The organism is Rothia sp. HC945, from assembly GCF_051370785.1.
Classification (GTDB): Bacteria; Actinomycetota; Actinomycetes; order Actinomycetales; family Micrococcaceae; genus Rothia.
The window spans coordinates 737,742-763,672 of record NZ_JBFCSN010000001.1 but is presented as its reverse complement, the minus strand read 5'-3'; the positions used below and the strand labels follow the sequence as shown (position 1 = coordinate 763,672).

21 protein-coding genes, 1 other RNA gene and 1 pseudogene are annotated in these 25,931 nt (G+C 63.1%); 13 read left to right on the top strand and 10 right to left on the bottom strand.

The window, feature by feature from the left end; translation table 11 throughout:
* The first annotated feature begins 88 nt into the window (after positions 1-88).
* Positions 89-1,153 (top strand): hypothetical protein, encoded by a 1,065-nt coding sequence (locus AB0Y14_RS03335; protein WP_436587828.1) that lies wholly within the window; start codon positions 89-91, stop codon positions 1,151-1,153.
* Positions 1,154-3,013: 1,860 nt separating this feature from the next.
* On the opposite strand, the gene smpB is transcribed toward AB0Y14_RS03335, so the two are convergent.
* On the bottom strand, positions 3,014-3,490 hold the full coding sequence (gene smpB, locus AB0Y14_RS03330; RefSeq protein ID WP_436587827.1) for an SsrA-binding protein SmpB: 477 nt from the start codon (positions 3,488-3,490) through the stop codon (positions 3,014-3,016).
* 46 nt (positions 3,491-3,536) lie between these two features.
* Complete coding sequence (gene prfB / locus AB0Y14_RS03325; protein WP_436587826.1) at positions 3,537-4,655, bottom strand: peptide chain release factor 2; 1,119 nt, start codon at positions 4,653-4,655, stop codon at positions 3,537-3,539.
* A 180-nt stretch (positions 4,656-4,835) separates the two neighbouring features.
* On the opposite strand from prfB, the gene ssrA reads away from it, so the two are divergent.
* Together ssrA and AB0Y14_RS03315 are read left to right on the top strand one after the other, a co-directional pair.
* Positions 4,836-5,209, top strand: a transfer-messenger RNA (tmRNA) gene (gene ssrA, locus AB0Y14_RS03320).
* A 134-nt stretch (positions 5,210-5,343) separates the two neighbouring features.
* The gene (locus tag AB0Y14_RS03315) at positions 5,344-6,114 is read left to right on the top strand and encodes a DUF4190 domain-containing protein (RefSeq protein ID WP_436587825.1); all 771 of its coding nucleotides are present in this window, start codon (positions 5,344-5,346) and stop codon (positions 6,112-6,114) included.
* 115 nt (positions 6,115-6,229) lie between these two features.
* Here the strand turns inward: AB0Y14_RS03315 and hisN are convergent, their stop codons facing one another.
* From hisN to AB0Y14_RS03295, 4 genes are all read right to left on the bottom strand, one after another.
* On the bottom strand, positions 6,230-7,069 hold the full coding sequence (hisN, locus tag AB0Y14_RS03310; protein ID WP_436587824.1) for a histidinol-phosphatase: 840 nt from the start codon (positions 7,067-7,069) through the stop codon (positions 6,230-6,232).
* A gap of 37 nt (positions 7,070-7,106) precedes the next feature.
* On the bottom strand, positions 7,107-8,216 hold the full coding sequence (rsgA, locus tag AB0Y14_RS03305; protein ID WP_436587823.1) for a ribosome small subunit-dependent GTPase A: 1,110 nt from the start codon (positions 8,214-8,216) through the stop codon (positions 7,107-7,109).
* The gene (gene aroA / locus AB0Y14_RS03300; RefSeq protein ID WP_436587822.1) at positions 8,216-9,571 is read right to left on the bottom strand and encodes a 3-phosphoshikimate 1-carboxyvinyltransferase; all 1,356 of its coding nucleotides are present in this window, start codon (positions 9,569-9,571) and stop codon (positions 8,216-8,218) included. The genes rsgA and aroA overlap by 1 nt, the downstream gene beginning before the upstream one ends.
* Before the next feature lie 126 nt (positions 9,572-9,697).
* Positions 9,698-10,210, bottom strand: coding sequence for a DoxX family protein (locus tag AB0Y14_RS03295; protein ID WP_436587821.1), 513 nt, complete (start codon positions 10,208-10,210; stop codon positions 9,698-9,700).
* A gap of 331 nt (positions 10,211-10,541) precedes the next feature.
* Between AB0Y14_RS03295 and AB0Y14_RS03290 the strand changes: the two genes are divergently transcribed.
* Together AB0Y14_RS03290 and rsrA are read left to right on the top strand one after the other, a co-directional pair.
* A complete protein-coding gene (locus tag AB0Y14_RS03290; protein ID WP_238692249.1) occupies positions 10,542-11,204 on the top strand; it encodes a sigma-70 family RNA polymerase sigma factor in 663 nt (220 codons plus the stop codon).
* Positions 11,205-11,233: 29 nt separating this feature from the next.
* Positions 11,234-11,479: pseudogene (gene rsrA / locus AB0Y14_RS03285) on the top strand (mycothiol system anti-sigma-R factor); the annotation flags it as partial.
* 297 nt (positions 11,480-11,776) lie between these two features.
* Here rsrA and AB0Y14_RS03280 read toward each other — a convergent pair.
* The 3 genes from AB0Y14_RS03280 to AB0Y14_RS03270 form a co-directional block, all read right to left on the bottom strand.
* The gene (locus AB0Y14_RS03280; RefSeq protein ID WP_371858574.1) at positions 11,777-11,851 is read right to left on the bottom strand and encodes a 50S ribosomal protein bL37; all 75 of its coding nucleotides are present in this window, start codon (positions 11,849-11,851) and stop codon (positions 11,777-11,779) included.
* A 182-nt stretch (positions 11,852-12,033) separates the two neighbouring features.
* Positions 12,034-12,633 (bottom strand): GDSL-type esterase/lipase family protein, encoded by a 600-nt coding sequence (locus AB0Y14_RS03275; protein WP_129314137.1) that lies wholly within the window; start codon positions 12,631-12,633, stop codon positions 12,034-12,036.
* 170 nt (positions 12,634-12,803) lie between these two features.
* Positions 12,804-16,661: a multifunctional oxoglutarate decarboxylase/oxoglutarate dehydrogenase thiamine pyrophosphate-binding subunit/dihydrolipoyllysine-residue succinyltransferase subunit gene (locus tag AB0Y14_RS03270; protein ID WP_436588812.1), complete on the bottom strand. Its 3,858-nt coding sequence runs from the start codon at positions 16,659-16,661 to the stop codon at positions 12,804-12,806.
* A gap of 352 nt (positions 16,662-17,013) precedes the next feature.
* Between AB0Y14_RS03270 and AB0Y14_RS03265 the strand changes: the two genes are divergently transcribed.
* The 6 genes from AB0Y14_RS03265 to AB0Y14_RS03240 all read left to right on the top strand — a co-directional run bounded on the left by AB0Y14_RS03265 (position 17,014) and on the right by AB0Y14_RS03240 (position 24,221).
* Positions 17,014-18,492 (top strand): GuaB1 family IMP dehydrogenase-related protein, encoded by a 1,479-nt coding sequence (locus tag AB0Y14_RS03265; RefSeq protein WP_436587820.1) that lies wholly within the window; start codon positions 17,014-17,016, stop codon positions 18,490-18,492.
* A gap of 225 nt (positions 18,493-18,717) precedes the next feature.
* On the top strand, positions 18,718-20,106 hold the full coding sequence (locus AB0Y14_RS03260; RefSeq protein ID WP_436587819.1) for a hemolysin family protein: 1,389 nt from the start codon (positions 18,718-18,720) through the stop codon (positions 20,104-20,106).
* Positions 20,103-21,290, top strand: coding sequence for a hemolysin family protein (locus tag AB0Y14_RS03255; protein WP_436587818.1), 1,188 nt, complete (start codon positions 20,103-20,105; stop codon positions 21,288-21,290). The genes AB0Y14_RS03260 and AB0Y14_RS03255 overlap by 4 nt, the downstream gene beginning before the upstream one ends.
* A gap of 93 nt (positions 21,291-21,383) precedes the next feature.
* Positions 21,384-22,358, top strand: a complete 975-nt coding sequence (locus AB0Y14_RS03250; RefSeq protein ID WP_436587817.1) for a metal ABC transporter solute-binding protein, Zn/Mn family — start codon at positions 21,384-21,386, stop codon at positions 22,356-22,358.
* A 94-nt stretch (positions 22,359-22,452) separates the two neighbouring features.
* Positions 22,453-23,283 carry a metal ABC transporter ATP-binding protein gene (locus AB0Y14_RS03245; protein WP_436587816.1) on the top strand — a complete coding sequence of 277 codons (831 nt, stop codon included), beginning with the start codon at positions 22,453-22,455 and terminating at the stop codon, positions 23,281-23,283.
* The gene (locus tag AB0Y14_RS03240) at positions 23,283-24,221 is read left to right on the top strand and encodes a metal ABC transporter permease (RefSeq protein ID WP_436587815.1); all 939 of its coding nucleotides are present in this window, start codon (positions 23,283-23,285) and stop codon (positions 24,219-24,221) included. Before AB0Y14_RS03245 ends, AB0Y14_RS03240 begins: the two co-directional genes overlap by 1 nt.
* Here AB0Y14_RS03240 and AB0Y14_RS03235 read toward each other — a convergent pair.
* The gene (locus AB0Y14_RS03235; RefSeq protein WP_436587814.1) at positions 24,188-24,652 is read right to left on the bottom strand and encodes a Fur family transcriptional regulator; all 465 of its coding nucleotides are present in this window, start codon (positions 24,650-24,652) and stop codon (positions 24,188-24,190) included. The two genes, AB0Y14_RS03240 and AB0Y14_RS03235, sit on opposite strands and share 34 nt — an antisense overlap.
* A 178-nt stretch (positions 24,653-24,830) precedes the next feature.
* On the opposite strand from AB0Y14_RS03235, the gene AB0Y14_RS03230 reads away from it, so the two are divergent.
* The gene (locus AB0Y14_RS03230; protein ID WP_436587813.1) at positions 24,831-25,505 is read left to right on the top strand and encodes an MBL fold metallo-hydrolase; all 675 of its coding nucleotides are present in this window, start codon (positions 24,831-24,833) and stop codon (positions 25,503-25,505) included.
* Positions 25,502-25,927, top strand: coding sequence for an HIT family protein (locus AB0Y14_RS03225; RefSeq protein ID WP_436587812.1), 426 nt, complete (start codon positions 25,502-25,504; stop codon positions 25,925-25,927). Before AB0Y14_RS03230 ends, AB0Y14_RS03225 begins: the two co-directional genes overlap by 4 nt.
* The last annotated feature ends 4 nt before the right edge of the window (positions 25,928-25,931 follow it).

Genomic DNA, 25,931 nt, shown 5'->3' with positions numbered 1-25,931 from the left:
GGATCGCAACGACCGTTTTGTGGCCCACTGTCATGTTGACAGTGGGCCACTTCTCATTCTGCCGCCGGGCAGGAGTAAAGTATTGGCAATGACGAATGTGCCGGGCCCGACTGAGATGGTTGTGTACGTGATTGCCGACCCCGGCCTGCCCACCGGGCGGGTCTCGGCGATCCAGGATTCCCTGGAGAGCCGCCTCCAGGCCCTTTCCTCTCTGAAGGTCCGGGTCGAGTCTCAGAGCGAGCTCATCAGGATTCGCCCCGACAACACCCTGGAGACCCGGGTCGTGGAACATCTGTCGGAAGGGCGGGTCGACGTCGTCATCCTCCTCACGGAGATTCCGAGGTATCTGGACAAGCGCCCACTCATTGCCGAGGCCTACCCGGAAGAACGCGTGGCCGTGATTTCCTGCCCCACGTTGGGGGCCTGGGCCACCAAATCCAAGCTGATGAGGGTCGTGACGGACTGCGCGTACCGGCTCATGAGCGATGAGCATGTTGCCGAGACATATGTCGACGACGGCTGGGGCAAATGGGTCGTCCGTGACGACCGGGCGAGCCAGATCATGTTGGCCGATCCTCGCACGGGCCTGCCGCGGACCGTCATGGGTGTGATCATGGCGAACGAACCGTGGCGTACCGTACCCAAACTCTCCAGAGCGCTCGCGGCCGCCTCGGCCACGGGGGCCTTCGGTATTTTCTACAATTCGATCTGGCAGATGTCGGAGGCGCTCAGTACGGGGCGCCTTTTCGTGATCTCGGTGCTGGCCGTCATTTCGATGGTCGGCTGGCTGCTGGTCAGCAACCGTCTGTGGGAACGACCCAAATACGACAGGTTGTCGGTCATCGTGCTCCTGTACAACCTATCGACCGTCACGACCCTTGTCTTCTGCGTGGTCACCCTGTATATAGTCCTCTGGGTCTTCATCTTCGTGGCGGGGGTGATCGTCATCGATCCGCGATTCATGGCCACGGTGATCGGCGGTGACGTTGATCTGGTCAACTATTCGGCGATCGCGTGGCTCAGTGCGTCCATGGGCGTGGTGGCGGGCGCGTTGGGGTCCGGGTTCGATGACCAGTTGGACTTGCGGCACATCACCATGGGAGCCCGAGAGCGGCAACGGGCGTACACTCAGGGAGATTTCTCGCAGGATTGAGGCGGGACCTCCTAGGGTAGCTACAGCCTCTGTAACGCCAATTTACCAACGATACAAAATGAATCTTCGTTCGGGCGCACTCCTTGACAATAAATTGATAGGAATCGAATAGCATGTGCTGATAGAACTCGACGATGCAGAGATATGTCTTCCAAAAATAAATTATATTCTCACCACTTTGCTATAGTAATTGGGTGACATTGGAACAGGAAAAAATGAGTGCACTAGATCTCTAGTTTGAGATAAAGCGCCAGATGCTCGGCATAGATGGTTGCATACCATTCGATATTAGATAACAAGGTATTATTTCGCCAGCCCGTCGTTACTAGGATAAAAAATTATTTCTTTTCCAGTGGATGGTGGCTATGTTTCCATAATATTCATAAATATCTAGCAAAATTCACTTAATAGTCTATAGTACCTCGGAGTGCTTATATCTAGTCTCGCACGGGAGGTGTCCTGGTGCATGATGAACACTTTCAATCCTAAGTTGGATGGAACCACAATTGTTCGGATATTGTTTATGGCAAGGGTGATCGGGGTGGCCAGTGCGCAAATCCGTTCTCTGGGAACAAACCGACCTAATGTGAGAATGGTTTAAACAAATCAGAGTGTTTCGATAGCTGGTGAAGGAGTCGTGCTCTGCGAATTATTTCTGATTAAATTCGTGCCCGAATGCAATCTTGGAAAACTTGTGCATGGGTGACTATAGCCGGGTAGTTTTCTGTTTGGGCGTGGCGTGCAGGTGATTCGGCTCGGTGAACGAGGCAAACCCGGAAGTAAACACACTGCGTTTTGGGTGGGCCAAGGTGGAGTCGATGGGGCACGGAGAGGTGGATAGGTCATTGGCCGGTTTCACTGAGAATATCTAGATGTATGGAGTAAGACGCGATGCGTCCTTGTGTGCGATGCAAGCGCATTTTGTGTCGTGCTCCCCTCCATTCGTCCAGGCGATGCGGAGCTCCTTCTGACTGCGTGGTTCTGGATTTGGGCATCGGATTAGAAGGGAGGGGTTGGCTAGAGGGAGATGAATTCGAGGGTGGGCGAGTATATGTGATCCCAAACTTAGGAATGTGAAATCGTCATCGATTCCAGTACATGGAAATCTTGAAGTGGGAATTATTTACGAATTGACCAATCGCGTGGGGCCAAAATCTGCAATATTTAATCATTCTGATACGCGAGTCAGGATTGACGTCACGAGTGGCATCAGATACTGTCGGCATCGTAATGATAGATCGCCAATAGTTAAGGAGTTTGGGATGCTTAAAGCAATTGGTAAGACTTCAGCTGTGGTTGCTGGCGCTACGATGCTTGGATTCGTTGCGCTTTCGCCTGCTAGCGCTTCAGAAGAAGTAATCCATGGACCGTACGATGATAAGCTAACCTGCCAATACTCGGCGGCAGCTGTGGGTAAGGGGGAATGTGAAGTGCATGATGATGGACAGTGGTGGATGCACGAAACGCGGTCGTGACATTAGTGGTATTCATGTGACGATTAGTAATCGAAACTAGTCGTAGACAATATGCAACTAATTTTTTGTTTTCGAGGGGGTGATAATATAGATTGGTTTGTTTGAGCCTAGTCGGCCTTGCGCCAAGGTGTAGGGCAATTAGTAAGAAGCGGTGGGTTACGCGGTGTTGACCGTTGTGCTGGCACTGCGCAAGATAGACCAGATTCTTGAGGTGTGGCGGCCTGCCGCCTTTCCTCAGGTACCTAGGGCCACCTAGGGGTTTTGTGTTCGCCTTGGGGTCCAGGTTCGGCGAACAGATGACGGACTTGCGGCACATCACCATGGGAGCCCGAGAGCGGCAACGGGCGTACACGCAACAGGAGCCGCCCACGGGACCCACCGTCTCCTAAGCGAGATTGCGGTAGCGCATGGCGCGCTCGGCCTCGCGCTTGTCTTGTGCCTCGCGCAATGCATGCCGCTTGTCGTACTCGCGCTTGCCCTTGGCCAACGCGATCTCGATCTTCGCCTTCCCATCACGGAAGTACAGCTGCAGGGGCACGATCGTGTAACCGGTCTCCCGGGACTTCTGATCCAGCTTGTTGAGTTCCTGGCGGTGCAGGAGCAGTTTGCGGCGGCGTCGGGCCTCGTGGTTGGTCCACGAGCCTCGGCCGTACTCGGCGATGTGAATGTTCTCGACCCAGAGTTCACCGCGGGTCAGCTGGCAGAAGCCGTCGGCAATCGAGGCCCCTCCATCACGGAGGGACTTCACCTCGGTGCCCATGAGGGCGATTCCGGCTTCGTAGGTTTCGATGATGTGGTAATCGTGTCGGGCTTTGCGGTTGGTCGCGATGACCTTGCGCCCGTCGTCGTTCTTTGTGGCCATGAGTCTTGATCTGATTCTTCTGCCCGTCGGGGCATCGGCGAATGGTCTATGAATGATCCGTGTGGCGCCCACTGGCGCGCCAACGGATTCCGGCATCGATAAATTCTTCGATGGATCCATCGAAGACGGCGCTGGGGTTGCCCTCTTCGTGATTGGTCCGCAGGTCCTTGACCATCTGGTATGGGTTCAGCACGTAGGACCGCATTTGGTCGCCCCACGAGGCCTTGACGTCACCCGCGAGTTCCTTCTTCTTCGCGTTCTCTTCCTCCTGACGCTGGAGGAGCAGCCGAGACTGGAGCACGCGCAGGGCCGCGGCCCTGTTCTGGATCTGCGACTTCTCGTTCTGCATCGACACGACGATGCCGGTCGGAATGTGGGTCATGCGCACCGCCGAGTCCGTGGTGTTCACGGACTGCCCACCCGGGCCGGAGGAGCGGAACACATCCACTTTGATTTCGTTCTCGGGGATCTCGATGCTGTCCGTCTGCTCGATCAGGGGGATGACTTCGACCGCGGCGAACGAGGTCTGACGACGTCCCTGATTGTCGAAGGGGGAGATGCGCACGAGCCTGTGCGTCCCCGCCTCCACGGACAGCCGACCGAAGGAATACGGCGCCTTGACCTCGAAGGTCGCGGACTTGAGGCCGGCTTCCTCGGCGTACGAGGTATCCAGGACCTTGGTGGCGTAACCGTGCTTCTCCGCCCAGCGCAAGTACATCCGCATCAGCATTTCGGAGAAGTCAGCGGCGTCGACGCCGCCCGCTCCCGCTCGAATCGTCACCACGGCTTCCCTGGGATCGTATTCGCCGGACAGCAGGGTCACGATCTCCAGGTCTGCCAGAGCCTTCCGCACGGAAACGAGTTCTGACTCCGCCTCCGCGAGGAGGTCGGAGTCCTCTTCCTCCTGGGCCAGCTCCACCATCGTTTCGAGATCGTCGATCCGCCCGGACAGCTTCTCCAAGCGATCCAGTTCGGTTTGCCGGTGGGAGAGCTCGGAGGTCACCTTCTGCGCGGCCTCGGGATCGTCCCAGAGGTTCGGAGCGGCTGCGGACTCAGAGAGGTCCGCGATCGTTGCGCGCAGACCCTCGACGTCGCTGACCTGCTCGATCTGGGCATAGGTGGCGCGGAGATCCTTGAGCGCTGCGGAGAAATCGGTGGAAGCCATATTCGTCAAGTCTAGTCGATCCGAAGGCTCCGGGTCTCCGCGTGGCCTCGGTCGACGGATCGAGGCTTGGCGGCGTGGGGTTTTCAAGGGCTCGTGGACGGAGTATAGTGAAAAGGCCCGGACGGGGCGGGTGCCGACAGGCAACCCAGTCATCCGATGGGATGTTTGAAAATAGCATATGGGGATGATCGGTTTCGACGATGCCAGTTGCGGCAGGTGAAGCGGGCCGAGAATGCAGGGTCATCTCGTAAACGTTCTCTGCAAAACAATAAGTGCCAAATCTGAAAAGCGCACTGACTTCGCTCTCGCTGCGTAAGTAGCCAGAGCAGTCTGCTAGCCCGGGTTCGCTTTCGACCCGGTTCCTAGTATCAGTTGAGAAAGCCACTGCTCCAGTCCCTCTCCGTAGGGGGCTGGTGAACATTTTGTGCGGATAGGTTCGGCGGCAACCCGTTCGTGGGAGTGCCGGAGCCGAAAACACCGTGACACGAACTGCGCCCGGAGAAACCCTGGCAAAGCTGCATCGGACCGGGGTTCGATTCCCCGCATCTCCACTCGCTCAATGCCCGGCTCCCCCTCGGGGGAGCCGGGCATTGTTGTACCCCGGGCCACGGGCCGGTGTGATTGAATAATAAATAGTTGACATATGGAAAGACGGGCGTCGAGCCAACGGAAACGAGGAGAAGTCACCGTGACCAACAACCCCTCATCTGAGAACCACGAACCGGAGTCCGGAGGCAGCAGCTCAGCCCCGCGGTTCGGCCAGAACGACCCCCAGGAATCCGCGGGCGGTTCCACCCCGTGGCGCGGTTCGGAGAACCGCGAGCAACCCCAGTACGGCGCCTACGGGAATGAGGGCTCGCCGTCGGGGCGCAAGCAACCCTCATACGGTCAGTACGGCGAGCCCGGGCAGGCTCAGCCACAGTATGGCCAGCAGGGCCAACCCGGGTACGGGCAACAGGGCCAGTCCGGGTACGGCCAGCAGGGTGGCTACCAGCCCATTCAGGACAACGGCTACGGTCAGCAGGGGGAGAACGGCTACTACAACCAACCCCAGTACCAGCCGGGCAACTACGCCCAACCGAATTACCAGCAGTATCCAGCGCGTGCCGGGGATCGCCCGAACGGTTGGGGGATGGGCCTGGCTGCCCTGATCTGCGGTATTGCCAGCGTGGTTCTGTGCTGGCTGGTCCTCCCCGGCCTCGCCGGAATCGTGGCGATCGTCCTCGGTATCGTCGCCATCAGAAAACTGGCCAAGACCCCGGGTGCGGGGAAGGCCATGCCGATCATCGGCATCGTGTTGGGCGCGATCGGCGTCATCCTGTCCGTGCTTCTGGGCGTGATCTTCGCGATCGGCTTCTCGGTCGCCAACGAGGCGGCCGAACACTGCGGCGGATACTCCGCGGCCAACAGCGCAGGCTTCGAAGAATGCGTGAATTCCTACATGGAATCGGATTACTGATTTCTCCGAGCATTCGCTTCCCGCAGACACAGCGAGGCCCCGTCACCACTCGGTGACGGGGCCTCGCTATGTCTGCGGGTACGGAACGGTGCGAACCGACCGTTTCAGGAAGGGGTCAGGCCTCGTCCTCGGCGACTTCTTCGGACGCCGCCGGCTCCGGTCCCTCGGCGGCCAGTTTTTCCAGGACGCGATGGTGCAGATGCCCGTTCGTCGCGACGGCGTTTCCTCCGTGGGGACCGTCCGTGCCATCCAGCGACGTGAAGCGGCCGCCGGCCTCGGTCACGATCGGAACCAGCGCCGCCATGTCGTGGAGACTCAGTTCAGGCTCGCAGGCTATGTCCACGGCACCCTCGGCCACGAGGCAATAGGACCAGAAGTCCCCGAAGGCGCGGACCCTCCAGACCTCATCGGCAAGGTCCAGGAATTGCTGGCGTCGGCCGAGGTCCTTCCAACCGGAGAGAGACGAGAAGGACAAGGACGCGTCGCGCAGCGAGGTGACCTCGGAGACGCCGATTCGGCGTGCCTTGGCAATCGAACGGCCGGTGAAAGCGCCGCTGCCTTCGGCGGCCCACCAACGACGTTGCAGCGCCGGGGCCGAGATCAGGCCGACGACCGGCTTTCCCTCATCCATCAGGGCAATCAGGGTGGCCCACACGGGGACACCCCGCACGAAGTTCTTTGTTCCGTCGATCGGGTCCACGACCCACTGGCGGGGTGAGGAACCGGTCGAACCGAATTCTTCGCCCACGACGGCGTCCCGCGTACGTGCCCGGGACAGGTGGGAGCGGATCAGCTCCTCGGCCTCACGGTCAGCATCCGTCACCGGAGTCAGATCCGGCTTGGTCTCGACCGTGAAGTCCTGAGCCTGAAATTTCCCGAGCGTGTAGCGGTCGACCGCATCGGCCATGACGTGCGCCAGGCGCATGTCATCGTTGTAGGGGCTCACTGAATTCATAAATTCCAGGCTATCCCATGCGTGGGACACCACCCGGTCAGGTCGTCGTGCCGAGCTCCTTCATCTGGTCCAGCCCGTCCTCGGCCGCGACACCCAGGAGGCGACGTAGTGATTCGAGCCGCCGCGCTCCGCACGATCCTGCGCGTCCCGAATCCACGAGCCCCTGGATCCCGCACCCGGCGGCGTCGGCCGCGTGCGTACACCCCTTGGGGCAGTCCGCATATCCGGGGGCCAGATCTTCGAAGGCCTCGACGATGGATTCCTTGGGAACATGCGCCAAACCAAATGACCTGACGCCGGGCGTGTCCACGACCCAGGTGCCGATGCCGCCCCAGGGAGGAGATATGGCCAGGGCAGACGACGAGGTGTGACGTCCACGTCCGGTGACCTCGTTGACCCCGCCGGTCGACCGGGAAGTCCCGGCCAGCGCGTTGACCAGCGTCGACTTGCCGACACCGGAATGCCCCAGGAACACGCTGACGTGGCCGTCGAGGAGCGACCGCATGGCCTCGATCATGGTCGGGTTGAGGGGCAGGCTCTCGTGTCGGCCCGCCGGAGCCGCCGCCTCCTCAGGACGTTCGGGCGAACTCGAAAGGATCCTCAACGACGTTGCGGCGTAGTAGTCGCGCAGGGGAGTCGGGTCGCCCAGGTCCGTCTTGGTCACGCACAGCACGGGCTCAAGACCTGCGTCGTAGGCCGCGACGATGCTGCGGTCGATGAACCCCGTGCGCGGCGTCGGGTTGGCCGCGGCGACCACGATGACGAGCTGTCCCGCGTTGGCGACTACCACCCGTTCGACCGGGTCGGTGTCGTCGGCGCTGCGACGGAGGACCGTGGCACGGTCCTCGACCCTGACGAGTCTGGCCAGAGACCCTTCCGCACCTGAGGTGTCGCCCACGAGTCCGACCAGATCGCCCACAACCACAGGAACGCGGCGCAAATCCTTGGCGCGGACCGCCGTGACTTCGGTTCCCGGACCGTCAGAGCCGAGGTCGACCGTGTACCGGCCACGGTCCACGGTCACGACCCGACCCACCACGGCGTCCTCGTGGGCCGGCCTGTCCTTGGTTCGAGGGCGAGAGCCCCGCTTATTGGCACGGATCCGTACATCCGATTCGTCCCAATTGCCCGACGAACGACGACGCATCACACGTCCCCTCCGCGGAGCATGGCCTCCCACATTCCGGTGAATCCAGGCAAGGTCTTGGAGGTTGTCTCGACGTTCTGGACGACGACGTCGGGGACCACGAGGCCGATCACCGCCCCCGCCGTGGCCATGCGGTGGTCCTCGTAGGTTCTGAACAAGTCTCCGTGCCGTGCGGGTGAGGTGATCCGCAAACCATCGGTGGTTTCCTCGGCCTCGCCGCCCAGTCGATCGATTTCGGTGACCAGAGCCTTGAGCCGGTCCGTTTCGTGACCGCGCAGGTGGCCGATACCCCTCAACCGCGACGGGCCGGATGCGACCGCCGCGATGGCTGCGACCGTCGGTGCGAGCTCACCGCACTCGGACAGGTCGAGGTCGACGCCGGGCACGCTGCCCTCCCGAGCGCCGCCTTCCGGGCCGGTCACGACCAGGTCCGAACCGTCGGTGCGGACCCGGGCGCCGAATTCGGGGAGGATCCGGCGCCATTGGTCGCCACCCTGGGTGGTCTCCGACGGCCAGTCCGGAATCACGACGCTGTTGCCCGTGACCACGGCGGCGGCAAGGAACGGGCCCGCATTGGACAGGTCCGGTTCGACGGCGACGTCGTGGGCGTGCGGTACGCCCGGAAGCACGGTCCAGGCGGTCGGTCCCTCGGTACGCACTTCGATGCCGTATTCGGCGAGCGTCTGCGCGGTCATCTCCACATGGGGGAGGGAAGGGACGTCATTGCCGACATGCTCGAGGCGCAACCCGCCGCTCAGGAAACATCCCGTCAGCAGGGCCGCGGAAAGGAACTGGCTCGAGGCGCTCGCGTCGATCCGGACCGTTTTCGGGGGAGGGGAGATGTCCTCGGGGACAGGTTCTGCCGGTCGTGATCGAACGGTAAAGGGCAAGGTCCCGGTTCCCGCGTCGTCGACCTCGCACCCCAGCTGGCGGAGGGCCTCGATGATCGGAGCCATCGGGCGACGGCGTGCGCCCTCGTCCCCGTCGAAGGCGGCCGGGACATTCAGGGCCGCGGCCAGGTGGGGCACGAATCTCATGACGGTTCCGGCGAGGCCGGTATCGATGTCGACGATCTCATCACCGCGCGTGTTGGCTCCGGCCGGAATCGGCGTGACCCGCACCGTTCCGCCGTCCTTCGAGAACTTCGCTCCGAGACTCTCCAGGGCGGTCATCATCAGCGCGGAGTCCCTGGAGTCGAGGGCCCCGCGGAGAGTGCTGGGGCCGTCCGCTGCAGCGGCGAGAAGAAGATACCGGTTCGTCAGTGATTTGGAACCGGGCACGCGGACTCGTGCATTCCAGGAAGTGGTCGGGAGGACCTGGGGAGCGGGCCAATCGCCGGTTGCGGGAAGGGTCAAGAATCTACCTCGGTGTCGATGTCTGCGTCAGGGCACATGGCTTACTTTAAGCACCATCGGGGGCCCGTACGAAGACGGGCCCCCGATGGCATCACGGACGATCACCGCGTCCGAGCACGGCGTGCATCAGTTTCCGAAGACGTCGTCGGACTTCTTCTTCAGATCGTCACCGAATTTGTTGGACTTCTTCTTGACGTCCTCGCTGAGCTTGCCGGCGCGCCACGCGAGCGACGGGTTGCCCTCGGTGTCGACCGAGGTCAGCGCGACCGCTCCCACCAGGGACGCGTTCTTGACGCCGTCGGCAATGCGGGCTTCCTTCTGTTCCTTCGTGTCGGCTTCGGCGCTCACGAAGTCGACATAAGCGTTGATCGTACCGGCGGCCAGCAACAGCGTGGAGGAGAGACGCGGGAAGCGGCCCAGGGCGAAGAGAGCACCCGCACCGACCTGCGTGGCGGCGATGGCCTGACCGACGAGGCGTTCCTGGCCGCGCAACGGCGCGAGTTGCGGAGAGGCCTTCGCCGCGGCATCGATCGCCGGCTTCAGGTGCTGGGTCGACTCGGGGGTGCGAAGGCGGTTGACGCCGTTGTAGATGAAAGAAGCCGCCAGGATGGGACGAGCGAGCTTGCGAACAATGGTCATGTTTCCTCCTCAACGTGGGCTGACGCGCCCCGGCATCGATGGGATGCCGCACGCCAACCCGTGGGTTCTCCATCATCCTATGTGATGGGGCCAACGAACGTACAAGCTGCCGTGCCGTTTCTTCTCCTGCGAACATCGGCCGAATGTGTCGGAATACAACGCGGTCCGGTGCCGTTGCAATCCACGACAAGCTTATGGAACCGAACTGGGGAAGGGGTGCTAGGTGGTCGCCACCGTCGAGACGCCGTCGAATCCGACGCGCCGAGCATCTGAGCCGCCAAACCTTCTAGACTGGGGTGAATTCATCAGCAGGCCCAAGCGGAAGGAATCCGTGGACTCAGTCGATCTGTCCCGTGAATCGGACGAGGAGCGCAAGGCTCGTTTCGAACGGGAAGCAATGCAGTACATCGATCAGCTCTACGCTGCCGCCTTGCGCATGGCTCGCAACCAGGCGGATGCGCAGGATTTGGTCCAGGAAGCGTACACCAAGGCTTTCTCCGCCTTTCACCAGTACAAGCCCGGGACCAACCTCAAGGCGTGGCTGTATCGGATCCTGACGAACACGTACATCAACCTCTATCGCAAGAGGCAACGTGAACCTCACCAGGCGAACACCGACTCGGTGGAAGACTGGCAACTGGTCCAGGCTTCGGCTCACACCTCGTCGGGGCTGAAGTCGGCAGAGTCCGAGGCCCTCGAACATTTGCCGGATTCGGACGTCAAGAGCGCGTTGCAGTCCCTGCCCGAGGACTTCAGGATGGCCGTCTACTATTCCGACGTCGAAGGGTTCGCCTACAAGGAGATCGCGGAGATCCTCGACATTCCGATCGGGACAGTGATGTCCAGATTGCACCGGGGACGGCGGCTCCTGCGCGAGCAGTTGGCGGAATACGCCTCCGGTTTGGGTTTCAGCACCGAGGGCGGCCGGAAGGCGTCGTCGGGAACCCGGAAGAACAAGAATTCGAGCGGCGCCCAGGGCGCCGAACAGCGGTGAGAACGCCCATCGTGAGGAAGGAAAGGACTATGACAGACTGCCAGGAAAGCGGCGGGTGCCGCGACGAACAGATCCAACGGATCTACGAATACCTCGACGGCGCTCTTTCCGCGGAAGACATCGAAGACATCTGCACCCACCTCAACGAGTGTGAGACCTGTGCGAGGGAGTACGACCTCGAGTGCGTGATCCGTACCGCGGTCAAGCGGTCGTGTTGCGAGCACGCCCCGGACGAGCTCAAGCAGTCAATCCTGCACAGGATCGACTCCCTCCGGGACAGCACCGAGTCCACCGAACACGACCACTCCGGTCTCGGGACACAGAAGCCGTCCGACCCCACGGATCGCCCGATGGCTTCGTGACGCGGGAACGGGCCGGTCCATGACGGGCCCTCGGGGCCTCCGGTTCGACCCTCGGGGCCTCCGGTTCGAAGAGGGCCGCAATGGTGCGGGCCCGGATACAGCGAAGGGCTGAGATGCATGAATGCATCTCAGCCCTTCGCTTTCAACCGGACCGCTGGTCACGAGGTGATCAGCGGCTCCGCGGCTGGCCGGGATCCTGAGGTCAGTTGCTCAGGAGTTGGGGCGCTTGCCGTGGTTGGCTGAATTCTTACGGCGATCCTTGCGCTTGCGTCCACGCTTGCTCATATGAGCCTCCTTCCGCGCATCGTCGCCCGATGGTGCGACGTGCGGCCATGGTGCTGGTCAGCCCAGTGCGGACCGTCTCCGTGCGTAGGCACGGACACGGGACATTGGGCACTGTGTTCAATTGTGCCAGATCCTACGAGCCGGGTGCACATTCTCACCCGGGGTCCGGGTGTGATGTGCGTTCAGTGCTGTTCGGGCAGCTGCAGCCAGGAGTACCAGCCGCGGTGCAGGACCAGCCACGCCATCAACCCGTACCCGGCCTGCCCGGGGCGGCCGTCATTCGCCGCCAGGTCCTGACGCCATTGCTCGTGGTGCTGCAAGGGGTTGAACGTGTCGACGTAGACATGACGGCGGCGCGTGGTCACATCCGCGTAGGCCGCGGAAAGATCTGCGATGCGTCGGTTGCGCTCGGAGTCGAGGGTCGGCGGGGGACCGACGACCAGGACCTTGATGTTGTTCTGGGAGGCCAGATCCACCATGTTGGCGAGGTTCAGGCGACTGCGCGCGCTGGTGAGGCCCGTATCGATGTCGAAGGTCGAAGGGGCGACGACGAGACGATTGTCAGCTCCGCTGGCAAAACGCCGACTCGCCTCCTCGAACCAGCGCTCGTTCAGCGTCTCGCTGCCCTCACCGGGAGCTGCCAGGTTGTACGAGACCACGGGTGCCACATTCTGCGGTGTGCGCGCCATGACACGACCGAACCACCCGAGGGCGCGCGGGTCACCAATACCTGCCAGCAAGTCGTCTCCGACCGCCACGATCCGAATGTTTCGTTGCTCCACGAGAATCTTTCTGTTGTTTCCGGCGTCAGACCGATGGGAACCCGTCGAGGGGGAGTCCAACGATCGCATCTAACGTAACGATAAACGTTCTTTGAGGTCTCCGCATGTCCGAGCCCCCGCTCCCACCATGGAACCACGGCGAGAGCAGGGGCTCGACGGCGACATGCCGGTTACTGCTCGACGGCCTGCTGCACGAGATGCTCGAGCTCGGCCTGGTGGCGCTTGCCGGTACCGGTTGCAGGCGACGCGGAGGCCGCGCGGGACACCAGACGGATGTCGCGGTCCAGGAGAGGAAGCAAGGACGTCGTCAGGTACGGCCACTGGCCCTGGTTGGCTGGCTCGTCCTGTGCCCACAGAACCTCCGCCTCCGGATAACGGGACAGCTGCTCCTTGATTTCCTCGAGCGGGAGCGGATAGAGCTGTTCGACCCGGACGATGGCCGTCCGATTCGCGTTCTTCTTTTCCCGCCGCGCGATCAGGTCGTAGTACAGACGACCCGAGACCAGGATGACGCGGTTGACGTCCGCATCGTTGAGTCCAGCCTGGTCCGGAATGACCCTCTGGAAATCGCCTTCCGTGAAGTCCTCGACGCTCGACGTCGCGGCCTTCAGCCTCAGCAACTGCTTCGGCGTCATGATCACCAGCGGCCGATGCGGCCTGCTGTACACGTGGCGGCGAAGCAGGTGGAAGTGATTGGCCGGGGTGGAGGGCACGGCAATCGTCATGTTGTTCTCGGCGCACATCTGCAGGAAACGCTCCATGCGTGCCGACGAGTGGTCCGGGCCCATGCCTTCGTAACCATGCGGGAGCATGAGTACGAGCGAGGAACGCTGTGCCCACTTCTGCTCGGCCGAGGAGATGAACTCGTCAATGACGGTCTGTGCGCCGTTGAAGAAGTCGCCGAACTGAGCTTCCCAGATGACCAACGAGTCCGGACGCTCCACGGAGTAGCCGTACTCGAAGCCCATGACGCCGTACTCAGAGAGCAGGGAGTTGTAAATCATGAACTTGGCCTGGTCGTCTGCCAGATTCCGCAACGGAACCCACTCGGCATTCGACTGGGTGTCGTGAAGAACCGAGTGGCGCTGGACGAACGTACCGCGCTGGACGTCCTGACCCGACATGCGGACCTGGATGCCGTCCATGAGCAGTGAACCGAAAGCGATCAATTCGCCGAAGCCCCAGTCGATGTTGCCGTTGGTCGACATCTCGTAGCGCTTCTTGACCAGCTGACCGAGCTTCTTGTGAACCTGGAAGCCCTCCGGCATCTCGTTGTGGACCTCGCCCACGCGGGCGACGACGTCCTTCGAGACCGCGGTGGTGTCGGGGGAGTAGACGGAGTCCTCGATCTGCTGGGCCGCAGGGCGTTCGATATTCGACACCGCGGCGGCGTCCCCGGTGACGAGGGGGGCCGATGAGGTCTGGGCCTCGTGGGTTTCGGTGAAGACGCGCTCGAGACGTTCCTGGTAGTCCTGGAGCGCGCGGTCCGCCTCGTCCTGGGTGATGTCACCGCGACCGACCAGGGATTCCGTGTACAGCTTGCGGGTCGAGCGCTTGGCCTCGATCAGCTGGTACATCATCGGCTGCGTCATTGACGGGTCGTCCGCCTCGTTGTGGCCGCGACGGCGGTAGCACACGAGATCGATCACGACATCCTTGTTGAACCGCTGGCGGTATTCGAAGGCCAGCTGGCCCACACGGACCACGGCCTCGGGGTCGTCCGCGTTCACATGGAAGACCGGCGCCTGGATCATGCGGGCGACGTCGGTCGAGTACGTCGAGGAGCGGCCCTCGCCCGGCGTCGTGGTGAAACCGACCTGGTTGTTGACCACGATGTGCACCGTGCCGCCGACCTTGTAGCCGCGCAGCTGCGACATCTGCATGGTCTCGGCCACGATGCCCTGACCGGCGAATGCGGCGTCGCCGTGGACCAGGATCGGCAGCACGCCGTAGGAGTTCTCCGAGTCGCCGCCCTCGTCCAGGAGATCCTGCTTGGCACGCACGATGCCTTCGAGGATCGGATTCACTGCTTCGAGGTGGGACGGGTTCGCGGCGAGGTAGACCTGTGTTTCGTTGCCGCCGTCGGAGGTGAACACGCCTTCCGTACCGAGGTGGTACTTGACGTCGCCGGAGCCGCCGACGAGGCGGGGATCCTGCTCGCCCTCGAACTCGCGGAAGACCTGGGCGTAGGACTTGCCGGCGATATTGGTCAGCACGTTCAGGCGACCGCGGTGGGCCATGCCGATGCCGACTCCGGCGAGACCGTCGTCCGCGGCGCCCGAGATGATCGAGTCGAGCAACGGGATCAGGGACTCGCCGCCCTCGAGGGAGAAACGCTTCTGGCCGATGTACTTGGTCTGCAGGAAGGTCTCGAAGGCTTCCGCCGCATTGAGCTTGCCCAGGATGCGCAACTGCTCGTCGCGGCTGGGCTTGGTGTACCCATGCTCGAGTTGTTGCTGGAACCACTGGCGTTCGCTCGGCGATTCGATGTGCATGTACTCGACGGCCAGTGTGCGGCAGTAGGCGTCGCGCAGGAGCTCGAGGATGTTGCGGAGGGAGAGCTTGGGGGCGTCCCCGAAGCCACCCGTGGGCCATTCGCGGTCGAGGTCCCACAAGGTCAGGCCGTAGGTCGCGATGTTGAGATCAGGATGCTTGCGCATCACGTATTCCAACGGGTTGACCTCGGCGATCAGGTGGCCGCGGACCCGGTAGGCGTGAATCAGCTGCTGGATCCGGGCAACCTTGTTGACCTCTTCTTCCGGGTTGACCTGGTTGTCCACGGCCCAACGGACCGGTTCGAACGGGATGCGCAGGACCTCGAAGATTTCGTCATAGAAGCCGTGCTCGCCGAGCAGATACTGATCAATGAGTTTCAGGAACTCGCCGGATCCCGCACCCTGGATCACGCGGTGATCGTAGGTCGAGGTCAGGGTCAGGATCTTCGAGACGCCTTCCCGCGCCAGGGTCTTGGGGGAGGTCCCACGGCGCTCGGCCGGGTAGTCCAAGGCGCCGACGCCGATGATGCACGCCTGGCCGGCGGAGAGGCGGGGCACCGAGTGGACGGTACCGATTCCGCCCGGGTTGGTCAGCGAAGCGGTGGTTCCCTTGAAGTCTTCGACCGAGAGCTTGTTGTCCCTGGCCCGCTTGACCATGTCCTCGTAGGCGTTCCAGAACTCGGCGAAGTTGAGGTTCTCGGCCTTCTTGATGTTCGGAACCACGAGATTGCGGGAGCCGTCCGGCTTGGGCATGTCGATGGCCAGGCCGAAATTGATGTGCGCGGGGTGGATGGCCGCGGGCTTGCCCTTGTCATTCTGGCCGTACACGACGTTCTGCGACGGGAAGGCCTTGAGCGCCTTGACCACCGCATAACCGATGATGTGGGTGAAGGAGACCTTGCCGCCTCGGGACCGGCGGAGGTAATCGTTGATCAGCATGCGGTTGTCGATCAAGACCTTGGCGGGCACGGCGCGAACCGTGGTTGCGGTCGGAACGGAGAGGGACTCCTCCATGTTCGTGACCACGGCCTTGCCAGGGCCCCGGAGGGTCTCGACGCGGTCCTCTTCGGTCTCGACGTCGTTCTTGCCGCCCTCCGGCAACTGTGCCGGGATCGGGCGCTTGGTGGTGGGAGACTCCTTGGCGTCCGCACCCGCCTGCTGGGGTGCGTCGGTTTCCTTCTTGGCACCGGCCTTGGGGGTCTCAGCGCTCTGCGCGGGCTGCGAGGACTTCCGCTCCGGCTGGGAGGACGCGGCCTGCGTCGTGGCCGCGGGCTTGCTCGGCGCGGCCTGGGGCTTGGCGGCCTGAGACTTGTCCGCCTGGGGTTCTGCGGGAGCCTGTCGTGCAGACTTCTCCGTGTTCTTGTCGGTACCCGCTGAGGATCCGCTGTCCTGCTCCTGCATGGATTCGAAGATGGGCCACCACTTCTTGTCCACCGAGTTCTTGTCCTGCTGGTACTTTTCGAAGAGCTCGTCCACGAGCCATTCGTTACCCGCAAATTCCTCAGGGATCTGGTGATGTGGCTGATCTGGCACTAGCTTCACGCCTCTTCCATTAGCTGTTTATGCCGGCAGGGCTGAACTGCTCAGCCTTCCGTATCCTCTTGTGGATCCTACCGAATTCCGGATGCCGCCGAAGCGCGGTGGTTCTCGGGGCGAGCAGGCCCCAGGGAGCCGCCGAAGATCTCGCGACAGTGCGAGATGGCGCAACCTCTCGGGTCGAGTCTATTAGGGTTCAGTCGACGTTATCCACCCGAATACGGGCTGTGTCACGACCGAGATCGGGACATCACGCGACCATGTGTCGGCCGACACGGTATGGGCACGCTTGTCCACAGCGTGGTCGGCTCTGTATCGGAATCCGTCGGGCCTGGGTAGCATGGGGCAAGTGCGATTTCTGAATTCTCCCACGACCGACCTGACGTACAACGACGTCTTTCTCGTTCCCTCACGCTCCGAGGTTTCGTCCCGCTTCGACGCCGACCTCGGAACACAGGACGGGACCGACACCACGGTCCCCCTCGTGGCCGCGAATATGACCGCCGTCTCCGGCGCCCGGATGATGGAAACTCTGGCCCGACGCGGCGGTTTGGCCATCTTGCCCCAGGACGTTCCCGCCGACGCGGCGCAACGCATCATCGAGGAAGTCAAGGGTGCCGACCCTCTGCTCGAGTCGGCCGTGATCGTCTCGCCGGATACTTCGATCGATCATGCGTTGCGTCGTCTGGGCGACCGGCGTTTTGACGAGGCCGTCGTCGTCGACGAGGACGGCCGCCCCGTGGGTATCCTCCGGCGGGACGAGAGCCAGAATGAGGACCCCGCCGCCTCGGTCGAGTCGGTCATGCACCCGATTCCCCTTCTCCTCGACGCATCCGATCTGGCTCCCGACGCCGCATGGGGCAGCGCAGAGCGCAACGCGGCGCTGCGACAAGTATTCGGCGAGTGCGAAGAGCTGGGCATCGAACTGGCCGTCGTGGTTCGCGAGGGACTCTACGCCGGGGTCATGTCGACCTCCGGTGCCGTTCGTGCCGCCACCTACCGGCCCGCCCTCGACGCCCAGGGCTCCCTGATCGCGGGAGCGGCCGTCGGAATCAACGGCGACGTCGCGGCCAAAGCCGAGGGCCTCCTCCGTGCGGGCGCGGACGTGCTGGTGGTCGACACCGCCCACGGACACCAGAAGAAGATGTTCGATGCTCTCGCCGCGGTGAAGTCTCTCGAGCCCGAGGTCCCGATTGTGGCCGGAAACGTGGTCTCCGCGAACGGAACGCGGGACCTCATCGAGGCTGGGGCGGACATCGTCAAGGTCGGTGTGGGACCGGGGGCCATGTGCACGACCCGAATGATGACGGCCGTGGGGCGTCCGCAGTTCAGCGCGGTTCTGGAATGCGCGAGCGCTGCGCGCGAAATGGGCAAACACGTGTGGGCAGACGGCGGGGTCAAGCATCCGCGCGACGTAGCCCTCGCGCTGGCCGCCGGTGCGAGCCAGGTCATGGTGGGCTCATGGCTTGCGGGAACCTTCGAGTCGCCGGGCGAACTGCACCGGGACGACGACGGCCGCCTCTACAAGGAGAGCTTCGGCATGGCCTCGACCAGGGCCGTCAAACACCGGACACGGCAGGAAGACCCGTTCACTCGTGCCCGGAAGGCCATGTTCGAGGAAGGGATCTCCAACTCGACGATGTACATCGATTCTGCGAGCCCTAGTGCGGAGGACATCGTCGACAAAATCACGGCGGGTCTGCGATCCTCCATGACCTACGCGGGCGCTTCGGACCTGCAAGAGTTCCATGACCGTGCCGTCGTCGGGGTCCAGGCCGCATCCGGGTACGACGAAGGGCGTGCGCGCTCCCAGTCCTGGCTGGTCTGACCTTCGGCATGCGCCCGAGGCACCCGTCTCGGGCGCGCACCGGAGCGACCCCGAGCGTCCCTCCGTGTTCGCTCGGATCGAAAAGCCCGGACTCCCAGGCTCTTTCCATACCTTCGGGGGATTCTCCGCGCTACACTGAAACCCTTATGGACGACCCTTTTAGTTGCTCTTGCTCCGGGCCGCCTTCAGCGCGCCACCATTTCCGCGGGATGGTGAATTAACACCGTGGAATGGTTACTCATCCTCGCCGGTATCCTGCTGATCCTGGGAACCGGGTTCTTCGTCGCGGTCGAGTTCTCTCTCGTGGCGCTGGACCAGCCGACTGTCGTGCGGCATATCCAGGACGGCGACCGGCGAGCCGAACCACTACTCCGTTGCCTGAAATCCTTGTCGACCCAGTTGTCGAGTTGCCAGCTGGGCATCACGATCACGACACTGCTGACCGGCTACACGCTCGACGTCGGCATCCAGGGCCTATTGCGCGAGACGGTCGATGGGTGGGGAATCCCCACCGGCATCGCCTCCGCGGTGACCCTGGTGGTCTCGATGCTCGTGGCGACCCTGCTCTCGATGGCCTTGGGCGAGTTGATCCCCAAGAACCTCTCGATCGCCGAGTCCTACAAGATCGGACGAGCGCTCGCGAGGTACCAACTCGCCTTCACCGCCGTCATGAAGCCCTTCGTGGTGGTCATGAACGGGACGGCCAACAAGATCCTGCACCTCATGGGCCTGGAAGCAAAGGAAGAACTTTCCGGGGCCCGGTCACCCGAGGAGCTCTCCTCAATGGTCCGGCGATCCGCGGATCTGGGCACTCTGGACGCAGGAACCGCCAACTTCGTGGCGCGGACCCTGAATTTCTCCGAACACACCGCGTCGGACGTCATGACGGCGCGCCGACAGGTCGTGATGCTCCCGACCACGGCCACGGTCAACGAGATCATCGACGAAGCGCGTCGGACGGGGCACTCGCGTTTTCCCCTGTACGAGGAGGACCAGGACGACGTCAAGGGAGTCGTCCACATCAAGCGCGCGGTGGGCGTTCCCAATGAGCGGAGGGACACGGTCCAGGCCGGGGCGCTCATGGACGACGTCCTGCGCGTTCCCGAGACGATTCACCTCGACGCGTTGTTGCGCCAGTTGAGGGAATCGGCCCTGCAAGTCGCCGTCGTCCTGGACGAGTACGGCGGTACCGCGGGGATCACGACGCTCGAGGACCTCGTCGAAGAGATCGTCGGCGAGGTGGCGGACGAGCACGACAGGGCAGTTCCCGGCGTGCTCGAGACCGCCGACGGCCGCTGGCATTTCCCCGGCCTGCTGCGCCCCGACGAGGTGACCGAGAAGGTGACCCCGCTGGACGTCGACGACGATCCGGCCTTCGAGACAATGGGCGGATTCATGATGGACCGGCTCGGACGGATCCCGGAGGTAGGCGACACCGTGCCGATCGAGACCGGAATCCTCGAGGTCGAGCGCATGGACCACCGCCGCGTCGACAGGATCCTGTTCACGCCGTCCTCCCACGACGCCGACGAGACGATCAAGGAAGACCTCGGGCCGCGGCGGGCCGTCGACGGCTCAGACCGCTCGCTCGCAACGAACGGGGGCTCACGATGAACGACTGGGGTTCTCTCGCTCTGCTCGTGGTCCTGCTCGCCGGCAACGCGTTCTTCGTCGGCGGCGAATTCGCCATCATGTCCGCCCGGCGGTCACAGATCGAGCCGCTGGCCGAGAACGGCAACAAGCGTGCGCAGACCGCACTGAGAGCGATGGAACACGTGTCTCTCATGCTGGCGTGCTGCCAGCTGGGCATCACGGTCTGTTCCCTGCTGATCCTGAATGTGGCCGAACCGGCAGTCCACCATCTCGTGGCCCTGCCCCTGACCCACCTCGGCGTTCCGACGTCGGCGGCGGACGGCATCGGGTTCCTTCTGGCGCTCCTGGTGGTCACGTTCCTGCACGTGATCTTCGGCGAGATGGTTCCGAAGAATATCTCGGTGTCGGTGGCCGACAAGGCCGCGTTGATCCTGGCTCCTCCGCTGGTGATGATCTCGCACGCGGTCAAACCGGTCATCGTTTTCCTGAACTGGCTCGCGAACGCCGCGCTCAGGCTCATGAAGGTCGATCCCAAGGACGAGGTCTCCTCGACCTTCACGCTCGAGGAGTTGCAGACCATCGTCGAAGAGTCGACCGCCGAGGGCCTCGTCACTGACGCGGACGGGATGCTCTCGGGCGCCCTGGAGTTCTCGGAGAAGAGCGTCGGAGACGTCATGGTGCCGGTGGACCGGCTGGTGACCCTGCCCTCCGACTGCTCCCCGCACGATCTGGAGAAGGCCGTGGGCCGAACCGGCTTCTCGCGGTTCGTGCTCCGGTCCGAGGACGGCAGCTACCTCGGTTACCTGCACGTCAAGGACGTTCTCTCGATTCCGGACGAAAGGTATCGACGGCCCACTCCGCTGACCCGCGTTCGCTCACTCATCAACCTGCGGCCGGACACGACCGTTGAAGCCGCGCTCGGGTCGATGCAGCGCACCCACGGGCACGTGGCCCGCGTCATCGCGCGCGGGGGAGACACCATCGGGGTGCTGTTCCTGGAAGACGTCCTGGAAGAGCTGATCGGAGAGATCAAGGACTCGACGCAGGCCATGGACCACCGACGGACGGGCACGCCGTACCGCGATGAGTCCCAGCCCGTCGGGGTCTCGGATGCCTCCCGTGCCCGCCGCGGTCGGGGCCGTGGGGTCGGGGACAACGAGTCGACCGCGGCGGCCAAGAGGCCGCGACCACCGAAGAATACATAAGTCCGCGCTAAATTGTGAACGATTCGCATCTGAGTAGACTTCTTGCAGATGCGATTCGTTCGCTTAACGAACTTCTAGATCAAGGAGACATACATGCGCGGAACGGGCTGGATGAAGACGGTGGCGGTCGCGGCAGCCTGCGGGATCGCACTGAGCGGTTGCTCGAGTGCGAACTCGGAGTCGACGAAGGACGACGACAAGCTCACCGTGGTGACGTCCACGAACGTCTACTCCGACATCGTCAAGTCGGTCGCGGGTGACGACGTCGACGTCAAACCCGTCATCGACTCGACCAGCCAGGACCCGCACTCCTACGAAGCAACCTCGCAAGACCGCCTGAAGGTCAAGGACGCAGACCTGATCGTCGAGAACGGCGGCGGATACGACGCCTTCATGGACGACATCAGCAAGGATTCGAAGGCGACGAAGATCGACGCGGTCAAGCTGTCCGGCCTGCCCGGTGCGGACGAGGCCGCGGAGGACCATCACCACGACCACGACGAGGATTCGGCTGCCGAGGAACACCACGACCACGACCACGGGTCCTTCAACGAGCATGTCTGGTACAACCCCGAGGTCATGGCCAAGGTCAGCCACAAGGTGGCCGAGGAGCTGGGCAGTCTCGACAAAGACCACAAGGATGACTACACCCAGCGCGGAGACCACGTGGCCGACGAGATCGACAAGGTCAAGGACCGGGCAGCGGGGCTCAACGGACAGGGGCGCGAGTACCTGGCCACCGAGCCCGTTCCGGGATACCTTTTGGAGGACGCCGGGCTGAAGGACGCCACCTCGAGCGACTTCTACGAAGCCATCGAGGGAGACACGGATGCTCCGGCGTCCGTCATCAAGTCCATGAAGGACCAGCTGGCGTCCGGAAACATCGCGATGCTGGGTTTCAACTCGCAGACCGAGTCCTCTCAGACCAAGGACATCAAGACCTACGCCGAGGAACAGGACGTTCCGACCGTCTCCTTCACCGAGACCTTGCCCGATGGCGAGAACTACGTCGACTGGATGAACAAGAACCTCGACAACGTGTCCAAGGCTCTGGAGAAGAAGAACTAGCACAATCATTCACGACGCACGGTGACGCCGCCCCGGTTCGGGGCGGCGTCACCGTCTGCCGTGTCCCATACCGATCCGTCAAGGAGTATTCACCGTGTCCGAACACCGCACGCCGAGCGTCGAGCTCGAGGCGGCCGCCCTGTCCTTCGGGGACCGGACGCTGTGGAAGGATCTGACGCTGGAGATTGACCAGGGGGAGTACTTCGCCGTGCTCGGACCCAACGGCTCCGGCAAGTCGACATTCCTCAAAACCCTTCTCGGGCTGTTGCCTCTCTCCGGGGGATCCGTCCGCGTGCTGGGAGACGGCGTCCGGCGGGGAAATCCCCGCATCGGGTACGTGCCGCAACAACGTGCCTTCGGGCCGGACACGCCCCTTCGGGCCCGAGACCTGGTGGGACTGGGGCTGGACGGCCATCGTTGGGGCCCCGGATTCCCGTCCCGCCGTCGCAAGGCTCGCGTCGACGAATTGCTGGAGCGCGTCGGCGCGACCGAATACGCCGCGGTCCCGATCGGCCTTCTCTCCGGTGGCGAACAACAACGACTGCGGGTGGCCCAGGCCCTCGCCTCCAGGCCGAGACTCCTGCTCTGCGATGAGGCCTTGCTGTCCCTCGACCTGCGACACCAGAGCGCGGTCAGTCAACTGATCGAGGAGTACCGCCGCGAGTCCGGGGCGACGGTCGTGTTCGTGACCCACGAGATCAACCCGATCATCGACGACGTCGACCGAGTGCTCTACCTGGCCAATGGACGGTTCACGGTGGGAAGCGTCGAGGACGTCATGACCACCGAAACCCTGAGCCGGGTCTATGGGGCGCCGGTTCAAGTCTTGCGAGTCGACGGACGCTACGTCGTCGTCGGGTCGGGAGCTGCGTCCGAAGCGCCAGGAAACGACTGCCATGCCCACGACGTCGGAGGGGAAGCCTGATGCCGATCGATACCATCGCCCCCAGCATGCTCGCCGCAGGAGACGTCCTGGGGCGCATCTTCGTCTTCGAGGACTACGGCGCATTGTTCTCGCTGCTCAGCCAGTCCATCGTGGCGGGCGCCGTGCTCGCCCTCATCGGTGGTTTCATCGGAACCTTCGTGATGATGCGCGACGGGTCCTTTGCGGTGCACGGCATCGCGGAGCTGTCCTTCGCAGGGGCCGCGTTGTTCCTCTTCTTCGGTTTCGACGTGATCACCGGTTCACTCGTCGGGTCGATCGCCGCGGCCGCCATCATCGGAATCCTGGGGGCGAGGGCGAGTCACAACAGCTCGTTCATCGGGGTGTTGATGCCATTCGGCCTGGGTCTGGGGATCCTGTTCCTGTCCCTGTACCAGGGACGGTCAGCGAACAAGTTCTCGTTGCTCACGGGACAGATCGTGTCCGTGGACGCGGCCCAGGTTTCCGAGATGGTGATCGGAGCGGTCGTCGTCATCGGCGGGTTGCTCGCGGTCTGGAGGCCGCTGACGTTCGCGAGCCTCGACCCGGACGTCGCGACCGCAAAAGGTGTCCCGCTCCGTGGACTGGCCATGGTCTTCATGCTTCTGCTGGGCATCTCGGTGGCCCTCTCGGTGCAGGTCGTCGGTTCCCTGCTGGTCCTGGCACTCCTGATCACCCCGGCGGCCGCGGCGATCCAACTGACCGCATCACCGGTCAAGGCGGTCGTGCTGTCCATCGTGTTCGCCGAGATCTCCACCGTGGGCGGGATCATGCTCGCGCTCGCGGGGTCCCTGCCGATCAGTCCCTACGTGACCACTATTTCGTTCCTGATCTACATCGTGTGCCGGGGAATCGCCGTGGTGCGGCGCCGTATGACCGGCTCGGGCAGGATTTCCGTTCCGGAGAATCAGGAGGAGCCGGCGACCTCGCGGGTACACTGAGCGCACAAGCCCGTCAGCTCGATGGTGTGAGCGATCTGGGTATAGCCGGATGCGGCTCCCACCTGCTCGGCCCAGCGCTCGACGACGTCGGCCTCGATGTCCTCGGCCGCGCCACAACGCCTGCACAACAAGTGGTGATGGTGGTCGTCGGCCGAGCACTTGCGGTAAAGGGCCTGGCCGTCGTCGCCCTGCACCACGTCCACGTCTCCGGTGTCCTCGAGGGACTGGAGAATTCGGTACACCGTCGCCAGGGAGACCCGTCCGCCCCGGTCGGCGACGATGCGGTGGAAATCCTGCGCCGAATGGAAGTCTTCCAGGGTGTCGAGGGCCTCCACCACGGTCCTGCGCTGACGCGTATTGCGGTGCTCCTGGCTGGAGCGTACGTCGGCGGACCTCTCGCGTCCCTCGTGCGCGGGTCGTTGCGCCGCCATGCTAGTCCCTCTTTCTGCCGGTTCCTGGAGCGGGCTCGTCCCAGCCCGGTCGGTTGCGGTTCACCGCCGCATCCCATTGTGCACATTCTAGGTGCGACGAGGTCGTCCATCGCGCAGGGCGTAACGGCTCCGACAAGCCCCTTCGCCGTGATGGTGCCGGCGAGATAGTCTGGGTGTCATGCGACTCACCAAGTTCACGCATTCGTGCATCCGCCTGGACAAGGACGGTTCCGTCCTGGTCCTCGACCCGGGTAATTTCTCGACAGCCGAGGAACTCAGGACGGCGCTGGACGGCGTCGACCACATCCTCGTGACCCACGAGCACCCGGACCACTACGACGCCGACATCGTCAACGAATTTCTCGACCAGCATCCGGGCGTCCAGGTCCATGCTCCCGGTTCGATCGCCCGCGTCATCAAGAGCGCCGTATCAGCCCCCGACCGCGTGCACGAGGTGCGCGGCGAAGAGGCCTTCGATCTTTCGCCGTTCTCGGTCCGGACCTTTGGTGGTCAGCACGCTCTGATCCATCCCCTCGTGCCGATCGTCGAGAACATCGGTTTCATGATCGACGAAACTCTGTATCACCCGGGAGACAGTCTCATCGTTCCCGACGGCATCCACGTACGGGACCTCCTGGTGCCGATTCACGCACCGTGGAACAAGTTGCACGAAGTGGTGGACTTCGTGATCTCCGTCGGCGCCGACCACGCGTATCCCATCCATGACGGTCTCCTGGCGGAGAACGGCCTGGCGATGCTGAACAACCACCTGAAGAATTTCGGCGGAAAGTACGGCACATCGTACGCGCGCCTGGACCCGTACGAGTCAGTCGACCTGGAGGAAACACCGTGAGCACCGTATTCACCAAAATCATCGAAGGAGATCTGCCCGGCCGCTTTGTCTGGAAGGACGACAAGGCCGTGGGCTTCCTTTCCATCGCACCGTTGTCCATGGGCCACGTGCTCGTGGTGCCTCGTGAGGAGATCGACCACTGGGTCGACCTTCCTCAAGATCTTGCCCTGCACCTGATGGCCGTGTGCCGGACCATCGGTCAGGCGATCAACGAGGTCTACGACCCGGTTCGCGTCGGGCTCATGATTCAGGGCTTCGAGGTTCCCCACGCACATCTGCACGTCTGGCCGACCAACTCGATCGAAGAGTTCAGCTTCGATCAGGTGGACAACGATCCCGACCAGGACGCCATGGATGCGGCCGCCGCATCGATTCGTGACGCGCTCACCCGAGCCGGGCATTCCGAGGCAGAGGTCGGCTGACGGT

Coding starts and splice junctions, on each gene's coding strand:
- hisN (WP_436587824.1), bottom strand. CDS start 7,069: ATGAATTCAGTGAGCCCCTACAACGATGACATGCGCCTGGCGCACGTC.
- AB0Y14_RS03295 (WP_436587821.1), bottom strand. CDS start 10,210: ATGACCATTGTTCGCAAGCTCGCTCGTCCCATCCTGGCGGCTTCTTTC.
- prfB (WP_436587826.1), bottom strand. CDS start 4,655: ATGGCTTCCACCGATTTCTCCGCAGCGCTCAAGGATCTCCGCGCCACC.
- AB0Y14_RS03230 (WP_436587813.1), top strand. CDS start 24,831: ATGCGACTCACCAAGTTCACGCATTCGTGCATCCGCCTGGACAAGGAC.
- AB0Y14_RS03255 (WP_436587818.1), top strand. CDS start 20,103: ATGAACGACTGGGGTTCTCTCGCTCTGCTCGTGGTCCTGCTCGCCGGC.
- smpB (WP_436587827.1), bottom strand. CDS start 3,490: ATGGCCACAAAGAACGACGACGGGCGCAAGGTCATCGCGACCAACCGC.
- AB0Y14_RS03235 (WP_436587814.1), bottom strand. CDS start 24,652: ATGGCGGCGCAACGACCCGCGCACGAGGGACGCGAGAGGTCCGCCGAC.
- AB0Y14_RS03250 (WP_436587817.1), top strand. CDS start 21,384: ATGCGCGGAACGGGCTGGATGAAGACGGTGGCGGTCGCGGCAGCCTGC.
- AB0Y14_RS03240 (WP_436587815.1), top strand. CDS start 23,283: ATGCCGATCGATACCATCGCCCCCAGCATGCTCGCCGCAGGAGACGTC.
- AB0Y14_RS03335 (WP_436587828.1), top strand. CDS start 89: ATGACGAATGTGCCGGGCCCGACTGAGATGGTTGTGTACGTGATTGCC.
- rsgA (WP_436587823.1), bottom strand. CDS start 8,216: ATGCGTCGTCGTTCGTCGGGCAATTGGGACGAATCGGATGTACGGATC.